This window comes from Anditalea andensis, assembly GCF_000714815.1.
GTDB lineage: Bacteria > Bacteroidota > Bacteroidia > Cytophagales > Cyclobacteriaceae > Anditalea > Anditalea andensis.
In genome coordinates this window covers 42,347-55,537 of sequence record NZ_JMIH01000019.1, presented here as the reverse complement: position 1 = coordinate 55,537, position 13,191 = coordinate 42,347, and the positions used below count along the sequence as shown (strand labels likewise).

The window sequence follows — 13,191 nt, the reverse complement described above, 5'->3', positions numbered from 1 at the left end:
GGACATCTATTACTACAGCCGCTGGCCTGATTCTCAAAAACAGCAGTTCCCATTTCTTCCTATTCCATACCTCCAGTGAGGCAAATCCCTACCGTTACGGTTATACTCCACTTAGGTCCGATAATGTGTAAAATCCGCTGGGAATAGCTATTGTAGATGCCCTTTTATAGATGCCTTAAGTGCAATTTAAATGTGTCTAGTGAACTAGGGTAAGTGAATCAAATGCAAACTTCGCAGATAGTAACTGCTATATAAGATTCAATACCTGTATTGATTTTATTTAGTACCACATAGACAGAATACCCGTCATCATTGAATCCTCCAATTGTTATGGATGGTAACTTTTCTATTCCTCCCTCCGCTATAATCGGATAGTTTCATTGACACTATACATTATACATATGCCCTATGGAAATAGCGGTTAAGTGTGTGTCACCGCCTGAAATCCTTAAATAGTTATCCTTAGAATCTTTTGATTAGTAGGTATAGTAGCGCCTTTTTAATTTTATAAGACTTTGTCAAATAAAATGAGTATTTTTATTTAAAATTATCATTATGTCTAGTAAGAATTCATTTGAGGAAGTAGAGAAACTCCTGCAAGAGGTGGGGGCTAAGATCGAAGAATTAATAGCCAAAGCAGCAGAGGCTACTGGTGAGGCTCAGATTGAGATAGAAAAGAAAATAAAGGATCTGAACCTGAATAAAGAATCCCTAGAAAAAGAGTTTCAGAAAAGAAAGCAATCATTTGAAAAATCGTATAACGAAAATTTTAAAAATGCGGAGCCCGACTTTCTAAAATCCAGAGATCATGTAGTATTGGCATTCCATCATTTAGTGCAAGCGGTGAAATCCGTATTTTCCAAATAATCAATACGAGCAATATTTTTTCATCTGAGCTGCATATGTTGTCGGCTTTTTCTTTTATAGGATTTATTTTGATTAATTTTGTGCATGAATTATTTATCTATAGAAAGCCTTACCAAATCCTTTGGTGATAAAGTCCTTTTCAAAAACATTTCATTTGGTATAGAGCAGGGCCAAAAAGTAGCATTGGTAGGGATCAACGGTGCTGGGAAATCCACCTTGATGAAAATCATCATGAAACTGGAAGTGCCAGATGCCGGAGAGGTAGCACTGAATCAAAACGTAAAGATCAGCTATGTACATCAAAACCCCGTATTTGCTGCTGGTTTGACCATCTACCAAACCATATTTGAAGGAAGTAGCAATGATACGCTTCAAATAATTCAGGATTATAATAAGGCGATGTTAGATTCTCAGAATGGAATAGATAACTCTGATCTTTTAAATAAAATATTTGAAAAAATGGATGCCCTTCAGGCTTGGGATTTTGAATACCAAGTTAAGGAAATTCTAGGAAAACTCGGACTGCACGATGTAGACCTACCTGTTGGCAATTTGTCAGGTGGTCAAAGAAAAAGAGTTGCATTAGCTAAAGCGATTTTGGAAAAGCCCGATCTATTGCTTTTAGATGAACCGACCAATCACCTGGATCTTGAAACCATAGAATGGTTGGAAGATTACCTGTCCAAAGCTAATCTATCCCTATTCATGGTAACGCATGACAGGTATTTTCTAGAGAAGGTGACCAATGAAATATTAGAACTTGATAGTGGGCAGATTTATCGATATAGCGGTAACTATGGTTATTTTTTAGACAAAAAAGAAGAGCGTAGGGAAAATGAGGAAGTAGAGCTGGATAAGGCCAGAAGCCTATACAAAAAAGAATTGGACTGGATCCGCAGGCAGCCCAAAGCCCGGACTACAAAAGCTAAATATAGAGTAGATGCTTTTGAAGACGTCAAAGAAAAAGCTTTTAACAAAAAAGAGGAGAGGGATATTTCGCTCTCTGTCACAGCACAGCGTTTGGGCAATAAAATTATTGAAATAGAAGACTTAAATAAGTCCTTTGGGGACAAGAAAATAGTAGAAGATTTTACCTATACCTTTAAAAAAGGTGATAAAATAGGGATAGTGGGTCCAAATGGAGCAGGGAAGACTACTTTTTTAAATATGATCATCGGTAAGCTTGCCCCAGATTCGGGTAAAGTGGCCATAGGACAAACTACTGCTTTTGGCTATTATAAACAGGAAGAGACTTCCTTTGATGAAACCAAAAGACTATATGACATAGTAAAAGAAGTGGCAGAAGTAGTTACCATCGGAGGTGGGAGTACTATTACTATTGCCCAGTTCTTGACGAGATTCGGGTTTCCACCAAAACAACAACATACCCCTATTGCAAAATTAAGTGGTGGTGAAAGAAGAAGGTTGCAACTATTGATGGTTTTGATCACCAATCCCAATTTTTTAATTCTAGATGAACCTACCAATGATTTGGATATCATGACCTTGAATACCCTTGAAGAATTTCTGGATGATTTTCCAGGCTGTCTTATCATAGTATCTCACGATAGGTATTTTATGGATCGACTGGTAGAGCATTTGTTTGTTTTTCAGGGAAAAGGAAAAGTAAAGGATTTTCCTGGTAACTATACCGAACTTAGGGAATGGGAAAAGCAGGAAGGGCAATCCAATACCACAAATGTAAAATCCACCGAACAAAAAGGAGCAGATAAGAAACAGGAGGAGAATAAAAAAAACAAGGCTTCCTTTAAAGAACAAAAGGAATTTGAAGAGATAGGTAAGGACATAGCAATATTGAATACTCAAAAAGAGGAGTTGATTAATAAAATAGCTCTTGGATCTGAAAACCATGGAGAGCTTATAGAGTGGTCAAATAAAATTAAATTAATTGATGAAAAGCTCGAAGATCTTGAATTTAGGTGGTTAGAATTAAGTGAACTAGATGGTATTAGCTAAATCGTATGCATAAGAATATTTTAGTCGTAGGAGCCAGTCATTATGGATTAACGATCAGTTATTATTTAAAACAACAGGGAAAAGATTTTTTAATTTTAGAGAAAAATGACAGGGTAGGAGATAACTGGAGGCAACGTTTCGAATCGATGAAGCTTTTTTCTCCTGCCAAATATGCTACTTTACCAGGGCTTCCTATAGCATTGGATGATGATGCCAGGCCTACAAAAAATCAAATGGCGGACTATAACGAAAGGTATATAGACCATCTTGATATACCGGTGCTTACCAATGTAGAAGTTAAATCCATCTCCTTGGCTGATAATAAATATGTGGTAAAAACCGATCAGGGAATATTCACCGCTGACATGCTGATTATGGCAAATGGTATGCGAGAGAATCCGGTTATTCCTCAATGGATTCATAAACTGGCCGTACCCAGTATTCACCTAAAAAAATATCGTAATCCTGTATCAGTAAAGGGGAAAAAAGTACTTGTTTCTGGTAATGGAAATAGTTCGGCCCAGATAGCGGCAGAGCTTATTAAATATTTTGAAGTGGAATGGGCGAGGGATCCAAAGATAAAGCATACTCCTTTATATGTATTGGGCAAACATATTCATTGGTGGAAGGAGAAGATAAAATGGAATAAAAATACGACCTCAGAAGCTCAACCGATATTTATATGTGATGATCTAAAATCAAAATTAAAAAAGGTAACGAAGAGATCGAAAGTAGAAGACGCAAATGGAAGTCTTGTAGCTTTTGATGATGGGACTTCAGCTCAATATGATTTTATTATATTTTCGGATGGGTATGATCCAGATTATAATTTGATTAATATACCCCATTTTGAGATAGATTTAATACAACTCAGAAATGACCGGGGTATAGCTTCCATACCTGGCTTGTTTTTTATAGGTGTTCCTTATCAAAGGAGCCACCATTCATTAAATCCAAATATAGCATTGGATGATGTCCGGTATATTTTAGACCATATATAATTTAACTTATATATTTAATTCGGTAATATTATCTATAAGGTTAGAATTCACTTTCTTCATCATAATCGCTATCTCTTTCTCTTTCTGATCTGTCTCTAAATCCACCGAATCTATAGGTAAAAGTAAGGGTGCCAATCCTGGTTTCACGATTGAAAACTCTCCTTTGGTCAAAGCGAGCATCTTCGGTGGTAATCCTAAATACCCTGGTATTGAAAACATCGCTTACATTTAGGCTTATAGTGGCCCTGTCGTTTAATATATTTTTCTTTGCCCCTATATTTAACCCGTATAACGGTTCTATTTCTCCCTGAGGCAATACGATTGGTCCCCTATAATCTCCCTGAATCTGTATACTAGCAAAATTGGGGATGTTGATGTTAGAAATTAAATTGAGCGTCCAGCTAAAATTGCTATTGGTAAAACCTGCTTCTATGTTTTCTCCTCTGATTTCTGAATAAAATAAATCTGCTGAAATCATCATATCCCACCAATTTGTAAATTCAAACTGATTAATTAATTCTAGACCTGTATTGCTCCTACTGGCGGCATTCTCACGGGTCTGTACTGCCACATTATTATCTAATAGTGCTATTACCCTTGTCTGTACATTTGTAGAGTACCGGTGATAGACCGTTCCTGTGAAAAGGTAATTACCCCAACTGTTTTGATATCCCAATTCATAACTGTCAGTTAGTTCAGGCTGTAGATTAGGATTTCCTATGCCAATATTGAGTAAGTCACTCACTCTGTAGAATGGAGCCAATCCCCATATGTTTGGTCTTGATATTCTTCTGCTATAATTTACCCGTAATTCTTCTTCAGGCCCGGCTAGATTATAATTGATATATGCACTTGGGAAGAGATTAAAGTAATTATTAATAAATTCCTGATCGGTATTGGTTTGGTATCCAATAGTTTCTGTGTATTCCCCTCTTAAACCAACCTGATATCCTAATTTACCTGTTCTATTTCTATAGGCTGTATAAGCTGCATATACATCTTCTCGAAAAGTAAAGTTGTCACTTATCGTATCATTTCGTATAGGTTGAAAATTAGAATCTTCATCTGCCTGGAAAAATTCCTGACCCCGGTCCCAGACACCAAAAGTACCCTTAAGTCCAGCTTCTAGATTACCTCCTCCCTGAAATGGTTTAATATAATCCAGCTGATAGATATATAGATCACTGACCTGAGGTCTTATGTTGGTTTGGCTTAAAAAGTTTTGTGGTACCTCTTCCATAAAAGAGTTATAGAAAAGTTGATCAAAAAGCTCAGTTTGGTCTCTTTCATCTCGGCTATAGGATAGAGAGGTGAATACTTGTTGTCCTAAAGTATCAAAGTCATGGGTAAAGCTTAATCCTGTTTCTATATTAAAACTACTTCTATGATCATTTTCATTTCTTACATATAGACTGTCCAATTGACGGGCTGCATTTTGACTTCTCTGATTTAATTCGTTAAAGCCTGACCTTTCCCGCACGTTAGCCTGACCATAAAAGCTGAAGGTACTATTCTCCGATGGTGTATAGTCAAATCCAGCTCTCATAAAATGGTTTCTATCTCTATTTTCCCCATAGCCATCTTGGTCCAAAAATGGAGAGGCACCAGGAATGTTGGTAGAACGTAAGGCTTCTGATTCTCTAAAAAGTGTTCTGTCCTGATAATTATAGGAACCAAAGTAGTTTATTTTTTCTCCTCCGTAATTAATATTAATACCGGCATTGTATTTATCTCTCGTCCCTACTGAAACATTTGCCTGGCCGTTTACTCCCAGCCTCTGATCTTTTTTAAGTATGATGTTTATGATACCGCCTACTCCAGAGGCATCATATCTGGATGAGGGATTAGTAATGAGTTCCACGCTTTTAATGCTACTAGCAGGGAATTGGGCCAATATAGATTCTGCATCGTCCCCTGAAAGGTTAGAAGGTCGGCCATTTATATAAATTAATATGTTCCCGCTTCCCCTCATCGTGATACCTCCTTCATCATCCATTTGAATGGATGGTAATGTACCTAGTAGTTCTGATGCTGTGGCTCCTTCGGCTACGATACTATTCTCTACATTATAACTTCTTTTATCGATATCGCTTTCAAACATAGAAGTCACCCCTTCTACTACCACTTCATCTAATGCCTCAGCGGTAGATACCAATCTGAATCTACCTAAGTTTATTTCAGCTTTATCTCCTATAGTCACATTTTTATATCCTTGTTCATACCCAATAAAACCAGCCCTTACAATATATTCCCCTGCTACTGCTGTAAAACTAAAATTACCATCTAGTTCTGCTGTTCCGCCAGTTACTAGTGCAGAGTCGCGTGGAGACAGTAGTGCAATGTTCGCAAATTCTAAAGGATCACCAGTATCTCTATCTACGACTCGGCCTTTTAACCTGACATTTTGGGCTACGGTATCAACGGATAAGAAAAATAAAAAAAATGATATAAATAATCCTAAATATGATTTCATGGCGTATTTTTAGATGGTGCTATATGAACTAATATGCAAAATTATATATTGCGAAATGGGGTTCTTTTTCTCAGTGGAAAGATAAATGGATAAACGGACTTAGTTTTATGAGTATATCAATAAACTTATTGTAGTACAGATATTTACTTAATTGAATATGAATATTTACATAAAAACTTTTGTTTAACCAAAAGGTTCAAGAATATCACAAAAGTTATATGAACGGTAAGGCAAAAAAAAACAGAGGTGGATTCCTCTGTTTAGATGTTTTGTAAAGTATGCAGGATTAGGTCATCTATTATCGCCCCCGGATCCTCGGCCATTTGCAGTGAGATACGGTTGGCCACTATGGCATTTAGGCTTAAAACTTCATGACCTAGCAGTCTTCCCATTGCATAATATCCGGCTGTTTCCATTTCAAAATTTGTAAGTTTAAAATTATCCAGTTCTACAGCTCCGAGTCGTTCTATGATATCAGGTATGGCAGGCTTCAACCTTACTTCCCTTCCCTGTGGACCAAAAAATCCAGGACAAGTTACTGTATTACCTATTATCAGGTTTTTAGATAACCTGTCCAATAGCTTTTGAGATCCTTGGAAACAATAGGGTGTAAATGGAAGTCCAAGTGCAGCCTGTACGGTTATACCAACCTTTTTTTCAAAGTCACTTTGATCAGCTGTATAATAGGTCATCAGCGTATCCATACCTATACCAAATTCAGAGGCTAGTTTAGAGCCTGCTTTAATTTCGTTTCGCATGCTACCGGATGTTCCTACCCTTACTATTTCTAGGGTGGTATGTGTTGCTTTTGGTATGCGTGTTTTCAGATCTATGTTTACCAGGGCATCCAGTTCGGTCATGAATATCTCAATGTTGTCTGTTCCCATCCCTGTGCTCATTACGGTCAGCCTTTTTCCTCTGTACATGCCGGTGTGGGTGACAAATTCCCTTTTTGCCATACTGAATTCGAGGCTATCAAAATGTTTTGATATAGCCGCTACCCGCTCTGGATCCCCTACAGCAATGATTGTAGAAGAGATGTCCTCTGGTTTAATATTTAAATGATAGATGCTTCCGTCCGGATTGATGATCAGTTCAGATGCAGGGATGATTTTGGTCATTTCATGCTGGCTTTTATTTTAGCTTTATTTGGGACACGGTTTAAGCCTTTATAGGGATTGTATCCATTGGTTTTTTTCTGATAATATCCGGTGCCATTATAGGGCCTTTTTTCCGGGTGGTCTTTACAGGCATCAGAACAGGCTCCCTCCAGTTCCCAGCCACATTTTTCACATATAGGCACGTGTATATTACAGGTAGGATTGGCACAGTTTACCATCCTGTCTGATTTGGCATTACATACGTGGCAGGTGGAGACCACTGTAGGATTTACTTTATTGATATCTACTGCCAGCCGATTATCAAATACATAGCACTTACCTTCAAAATCTTCCCCCTCAGCCTCAATGCCATATTTGATGATCCCGCCGTGCAGTTGGTATACATCTTCAAATCCCTGTTCAAGAAGGTAAGCACTGGCTTTTTCACATTTAATACCGCCGGTACAATAAGTAAGTATTTTCTTGTCTTTGAGGTGCTCAAGCTCTTTTACTTTGTCAGGAAAATCTCTGAAGTTTTCAATATCCAACGTGATGGCATTTTTAAATTTCCCCAATTCATGTTCATAATTAGACCTCACGTCCAATATGACCACATCATCCTGGTCTTTGAGCGCTTTAAATTCTTTGGGAGCCAAATGCTTTCCGGTACGTATATTTGGATTGATGTGCCTCAGACTGGAATGGACTATTTCTTCCTTTGCCCTTACATGAATTTTGGCAAAAGCATGCTGGTGGTGGGTATCTATTTTAAATTCCGTTTTGGCAAACCTTGGATCAGATTTTACATAAGCCATGTATTTCTCACAGTCTTCCATGAGCCCTGATACGGTGCCGTTCAACCCTTCAGATGAGATGATGATTCTCCCTCGGATATTGTTCTCGACACAAAATAAGTGATGTTCTTCCCGATAAATTTCAGGATCTGTTATTTCTGCATAGCAGTAATAAAGGAGGATATTGTAAGTTTGATTTTCCATAAAACCTGTGCCCTGTTTCTGCAGGGTGATTTGATTGAAGATAAATTTTATTAAATGCCTTTATACAAAAGTCCGGATTATTAAAGATATTGTTTTTTTAATTGGATATAATGCATACATCTTAAGACAATGCATCCAATTATTATGTTACTCTAAGGGTCATAATTTCTACGCTGCCGATACTATGTGTAAAAATCATACTTTAGTGGAAACTTTACGCGGTAATGACCTTAGGTCATCGATTTTCACTTTTTAATACTTGCCGCAGGATTGCCAAATACAGTATCTTCTTCAGCTACATCAGCTATCACGATAGAGCCTGCTCCGATCCTGGCATTTTTCCCGATAGTTACCCCTGATACGATCACTGCACCTGATCCGATGAAGGCACCTTTACCAATTTTGACACTGGAATTAATAATCGTGCCTGCACCTATCTGGACAAAATCTTCTAACTCTGCCTGATGGTCAATAGTGGCCCCTGAATGGAAGATACCATGTGATCCTATTTTAACACCTGTACCGATATTTACTTTGGCATTTATAAAATTACCATGACCTAATTCTGCATCAGTAGAGATATATGCTTCTTTATGAATCGCATTTATGGGTTGTGTTTTTCTGCGGTCATTGAGCATTTTGACGATAAACTGCCTGTATTTATTGTCATCGATGGCGACAAATGCTTCACATTTCTGCCCGATCAGTTTTAGAAACCCATCATCTTCTGGATTGCCCAGTACAGACACTACATTGATCTCTGTCCCATGTAACTGCTCATCTTCGTCCAAAAAGCCATATACCACGACCTCATTGCTGTTGAATATTTCCAATGCAGGACGCGCTATGCCTTTTGCTCCAAATATTATTACTGGTTTTTCCATGAAATGTAAATTAATGAAGGGGCAAAATTACGGTAAAATCCGGTTGGAAGCAAAAAATCATTTCTTTACCGGACGGAGTAGGTTCTGTCCAATTTTACATTCAAGACATTTTTTCTGAAGGCAGTAATTATTATGCAGACCGATCATACCTTGACTGTCATAGGCATTTTCGGGATGCCACTGGATCTGCCTGAATCTTTTGATGATATAATTCTGTTCAGCCTCCATCTCCTGAAGTAGATCAAAACATTTTTCTTGCCATGTATTGTCATCCACATATTGGCCATAGACATACCAAAGCGGTACAATGAAATTTATGGATAGCAAATAAATGGATTGACTTGAGAGGGTTTTCCCCAGTACTTTTTTTGACATTTTTCCAGGCCTGTAATGGTGACGCCAATAGTCAGATATACCATAATTAAAAATCTGTTTTATGGAAGTGGTATCATTCTGTGGATTAATAATGGAGGAAAAAAGATTGGGTGTATTAGATAAAATGGAGGCCACCTGAGCTATCCTGACGGTAGGGAAATTACCCGGCCTGACTCCCATGAATTTCCAAGATGATGGATAAAGTCCGCTGTCAAATCTATACTTCCGGGCATAAAAGTCATATTCTTTTAGTAGGAAAGAGGTGTATTCGTCAGGTATATCTGTTCCCAAAAGATCAGCTTGACCTAAAAGGATGGATTCTATAATGCCCACATTTGGAGCATGTTTTTTAAGTATCCGGTAAGGGGTACATTTAGCTAACTCAAGCATAGCTGCACTATTCGTCTTAAAGCCAAAACTATAAAACAGCCACTGGTAGGTAGTTTCTTCCCAGTCACCTTTATTATCTTCTAAAAGCTGAGTGATAAGTTTACTTTTCTGCCCAAACCTTTCTACAAGTGCTTTCTCGAGCATAGAAAATTTTATGATAGTTGAGGTTTCTGGTAATGAGTCGGAGCAAAGTATGTGGTTTGGCCCATTTAATAACTTTTCATAATTACGAAGGACATCCAGATAAATTTTCCCTTTCAGCTCTAGGGTAGGAATACGGGTACCGTCAGGATGAAAAATCTCATGATCATGTTCATATACCACATGGAGTATCACGCTCTCATATCTTTCATCATGCTGGTGATGATGATTATTCCAATCAGATGACCGCAGATGGATTTCTACGTTTCCAAAATAAGCTACGGCATCCAACTGGATATGGGATTCAAAAAAATCAGGGCCTTCATGAAAATTATGATATCCTATTTTTTTTATTTCCAGTGGGACTTGATCAGTAGTGGTCAGTTGTGTTTTTTCAAAATACTGATATTTCCATACCAGATGGAGAAAGTTTTCTTGGAAGACCATAAGTAAAAAATTAATGGTTAAAAATGTACAAAGACTTGTGTGAAATCGTACTCCTAATAAAATTATACTTTAGATCATAGTAAAAGAGACTATGGTCAGAATTTTTAAGCTCAAGATTAGGTTCATACCTAATTTACTCCAAGTAAGTTAGTTTAAAAAATGCAATTTTTATAATATCCTTTATGATTTTATTCAATTCATATATTTCTGGAGTAATATTTTCATTTCTTCTTGAAGCTTTTTGGCTTCCTCACCAGCTCTTAAGGCAAAATCTCCGTCACTTGAAGCATAGATGATGCCTCTCGATGAGTTTACCAACAATCCACAATCTTTGTTCATGCCATATCTGGCTACTTCTTCTAGGCTTCCTCCCTGTGCACCTACTCCTGGCACCAGGAAAAAATGATCAGGTACAATTTGTCTTACCTCGGCGATTTTTTCTCCACGCGTAGCGCCTACTACATACATCATGTTTGCGTGGTTTCCCCATTGCTGACTTTTTTCGAGGACTTCCTGAAATAGTGGCTTGCCATTCTTAGATAAGGTTAATTGAAAGTCATGGCTTCCAGCATTGGATGTAAGTGCCAACAGTATAACCCATTTGTTTTCAAATTCTAAAAATGGTTTTACACTGTCTACTCCCATATATGGGGCTACAGTGATGGAATCGAATTCCATGCTTTCAAAAAACGCTTTGGCATATAGCCCAGATGTATTTCCAATATCTCCTCTTTTTGCATCGGCTATGGTGAATATGTCCTTAGGGATATATTCTAAAGTTCGCTGAAGAGATTCCCAACCTTTTGGTCCCATGGCTTCATAAAAGGCAATGTTTGGTTTATAGGCCACAGCATATTCCGCGGTATGATCTATGATCTGCCTGTTAAATTCAAATATGGGGTCTGGCAAGGAATGGAGGTAGGAAGGGATTTTTGCTATATCAGTATCTAGGCCTACGCATAGGAAAGAAGATTTTTTTTCGATTTGAGCTATGAGTTCTGCCTTGGTCATAAATAACTGATTTATGGCAAAATTATAAAAAAATGCCTAAATATGTGGCTGTTGTAGGATTATCTGCTATCTATTTAAGATGATAAGCCAATTATACCCCTCCCGTGCATAAAATAGTGCTGCTCGATTGGTGAAAATCCAACAGGTATCCTACACCGATTTTAGCAATGAAAAAAAGTCTATTGCTTATACTTCGCTGCAAGCCCAAATGTACTTCAGTGATCAGAACAGCTTGTATAGGAGGAGAGATAGGGGGGAGATCCATATCCCCTGAACGCTGGATCAAGCCTTGAGATACAAATTTGACTTGGGCAGTGATATAATTTCCTGCATTATTGGCTGGATTCCTCCTACTTTTATGCAGATTGTAATTTCTTTTTGGTGCTGGGCTCAAATGGATAGAAGGAAACTCAGCATAGTGGAAGGAGACTTCGTTAGCGGTATTTACATTAAAACCGCCCCCGGCATGAAGGTTTATTTCCCCTATCCAATTATGGTCAAAAGGGATTTCGTAGCCTAACCCTAAGCCATGTAAACCTGGTTCAGCTTATAGAATAGGGATAAGTTGGGTCTGTTAGGCTTGTGAGCAGTACGATATCAAAAAAAGATTAACCGATAGGTATATAAATTTTAGTTTCATCATCAAATATGATTAGCTGAAAAATAAAACTAAAGCTTTTATGTTAAACCATAAAAAATTGTTTATCAAAAAGTTAGCATGACTGATATATCATACATTATAGCTCTTTTTGCAAATGAGATCCATTCCGGCCCCTTGAAAGGTGAAAAGTCTGTGCACATAGAGATAATCTATAACATAAAAAAAGCCAGTCTATCCTGACTGGCCATAAAAGCGGTGCTGGGTTACCTTAAATCTATAACTTCCACTCCTGGGTGCTTGGTCTTATCAAAAGCAAAATAGCTGTCATTTAATTTGACTTTACTGTCCACATCTTTAAATTTATACTGAAGTAGACCACCTGTATTGTCATGCATTTCCCAGCCGATCAAGTCATTGGTTGATTTATCCACCATGATTTTGACCCTTTGGATCTGAGATCCTTTTTTTTCTGCAGTAAGCTCTACTTCCTGAACAGATCTGCTATTGATAGTTCTGTCACCCAATAGTCTATAGTTATAACCCTTTTTATAAAGGTTATAGATATTAGATGGAGTTAGTTCGTCGAAGTCTGTATCCACATCACTTATCGTCACTTCTTTATAGCTATCAGATTTGATCAGGGTCCATGATGTTTTACCATTATTGTAGATTTCTTGATCATCTAGGTTTAACCTGTACTTGTCACCTTTGACAGCCACTTCTCCTGTATTGGTCTGGTTGATACCATCTCTTTCATGGATAAAGGTATATTCAAAGGTGGCTTTTAGACCATCCAGTGATTGATATTTTTTGCTGACAGCATCCAATATGGCTTTGGCTTTGGGATCTTTCTGTGCATGAGCAGAAAATATGACTCCCAAACAAAGGATTAACGGAATAAATTTCTTTAGATTCATGACTTTGTT

General features: G+C 37.6%; 11 protein-coding genes. 3 read left to right on the top strand and 8 right to left on the bottom strand.

What is annotated here, in order from left to right; all coding sequences use genetic code 11:
* Positions 1 to 555 precede the first annotated feature (555 nt).
* The 3 genes from EL17_RS11760 (at position 556) to EL17_RS11750 (ending at position 3,845) form a co-directional block, all read left to right on the top strand.
* Positions 556 to 867: a hypothetical protein gene (locus EL17_RS11760; RefSeq protein ID WP_035074185.1), complete on the top strand. Its 312-nt coding sequence runs from the start codon at positions 556 to 558 to the stop codon at positions 865 to 867.
* A gap of 84 nt (positions 868 to 951) precedes the next feature.
* Entirely contained in the window at positions 952 to 2,844 is a 1,893-nt protein-coding gene (locus EL17_RS11755; protein ID WP_035074183.1) for an ABC-F family ATP-binding cassette domain-containing protein, read from the top strand.
* Positions 2,845 to 2,849: 5 nt separating this feature from the next.
* On the top strand, positions 2,850 to 3,845 hold the full coding sequence (locus tag EL17_RS11750; protein WP_051719966.1) for a flavin-containing monooxygenase: 996 nt from the start codon (positions 2,850 to 2,852) through the stop codon (positions 3,843 to 3,845).
* Positions 3,846 to 3,885: 40 nt separating this feature from the next.
* Here EL17_RS11750 and EL17_RS11745 read toward each other — a convergent pair whose 3' ends face one another.
* From EL17_RS11745 to EL17_RS11710, 8 genes are all read right to left on the bottom strand, one after another.
* Complete coding sequence (locus tag EL17_RS11745; protein WP_035074181.1) at positions 3,886 to 6,318, bottom strand: TonB-dependent receptor domain-containing protein; 2,433 nt, start codon at positions 6,316 to 6,318, stop codon at positions 3,886 to 3,888.
* Positions 6,319 to 6,578: 260 nt separating this feature from the next.
* Entirely contained in the window at positions 6,579 to 7,439 is an 861-nt protein-coding gene (locus EL17_RS11740; protein WP_035074179.1) for a nucleoside phosphorylase, read from the bottom strand.
* Positions 7,436 to 8,416 carry an oxygen-dependent tRNA uridine(34) hydroxylase TrhO gene (gene trhO / locus EL17_RS11735; RefSeq protein WP_035074177.1) on the bottom strand — a complete coding sequence of 327 codons (981 nt, stop codon included), beginning with the start codon at positions 8,414 to 8,416 and terminating at the stop codon, positions 7,436 to 7,438. Before trhO ends, EL17_RS11740 begins: the two co-directional genes overlap by 4 nt.
* Before the next feature lie 245 nt (positions 8,417 to 8,661).
* Positions 8,662 to 9,300, bottom strand: a complete 639-nt coding sequence (locus tag EL17_RS11730; protein WP_035074175.1) for an acetyltransferase — start codon at positions 9,298 to 9,300, stop codon at positions 8,662 to 8,664.
* A gap of 57 nt (positions 9,301 to 9,357) precedes the next feature.
* Complete coding sequence (locus EL17_RS11725) at positions 9,358 to 10,653, bottom strand: DUF2851 family protein (RefSeq protein WP_035074173.1); 1,296 nt, start codon at positions 10,651 to 10,653, stop codon at positions 9,358 to 9,360.
* Positions 10,654 to 10,845: 192 nt separating this feature from the next.
* Positions 10,846 to 11,664 carry an orotidine-5'-phosphate decarboxylase gene (gene pyrF / locus EL17_RS11720; RefSeq protein WP_035074171.1) on the bottom strand — a complete coding sequence of 273 codons (819 nt, stop codon included), beginning with the start codon at positions 11,662 to 11,664 and terminating at the stop codon, positions 10,846 to 10,848.
* A gap of 91 nt (positions 11,665 to 11,755) precedes the next feature.
* Positions 11,756 to 12,058: a hypothetical protein gene (locus EL17_RS11715; RefSeq protein WP_035074168.1), complete on the bottom strand. Its 303-nt coding sequence runs from the start codon at positions 12,056 to 12,058 to the stop codon at positions 11,756 to 11,758.
* A 470-nt stretch (positions 12,059 to 12,528) separates the two neighbouring features.
* Positions 12,529 to 13,182 (bottom strand): LolA family protein, encoded by a 654-nt coding sequence (locus EL17_RS11710; RefSeq protein ID WP_035074166.1) that lies wholly within the window; start codon positions 13,180 to 13,182, stop codon positions 12,529 to 12,531.
* Between the last annotated feature and the right edge of the window lie 9 nt (positions 13,183 to 13,191).

Bases quoted from the DNA above. Each gene is read 5' to 3' on its own strand.
- EL17_RS11760 (WP_035074185.1), top strand. From the start codon at position 556: ATGTCTAGTAAGAATTCATTTGAGGAAGTAGAGAAACTCCTGCAAGAG.
- EL17_RS11755 (WP_035074183.1), top strand. From the start codon at position 952: ATGAATTATTTATCTATAGAAAGCCTTACCAAATCCTTTGGTGATAAA.
- EL17_RS11750 (WP_051719966.1), top strand. From the start codon at position 2,850: ATGCATAAGAATATTTTAGTCGTAGGAGCCAGTCATTATGGATTAACG.
- EL17_RS11745 (WP_035074181.1), bottom strand. From the start codon at position 6,318: ATGAAATCATATTTAGGATTATTTATATCATTTTTTTTATTTTTCTTA.
- EL17_RS11740 (WP_035074179.1), bottom strand. From the start codon at position 7,439: ATGACCAAAATCATCCCTGCATCTGAACTGATCATCAATCCGGACGGA.
- trhO (WP_035074177.1), bottom strand. From the start codon at position 8,416: ATGGAAAATCAAACTTACAATATCCTCCTTTATTACTGCTATGCAGAA.
- EL17_RS11730 (WP_035074175.1), bottom strand. From the start codon at position 9,300: ATGGAAAAACCAGTAATAATATTTGGAGCAAAAGGCATAGCGCGTCCT.
- EL17_RS11725 (WP_035074173.1), bottom strand. From the start codon at position 10,653: ATGGTCTTCCAAGAAAACTTTCTCCATCTGGTATGGAAATATCAGTAT.
- pyrF (WP_035074171.1), bottom strand. From the start codon at position 11,664: ATGACCAAGGCAGAACTCATAGCTCAAATCGAAAAAAAATCTTCTTTC.
- EL17_RS11710 (WP_035074166.1), bottom strand. From the start codon at position 13,182: ATGAATCTAAAGAAATTTATTCCGTTAATCCTTTGTTTGGGAGTCATA.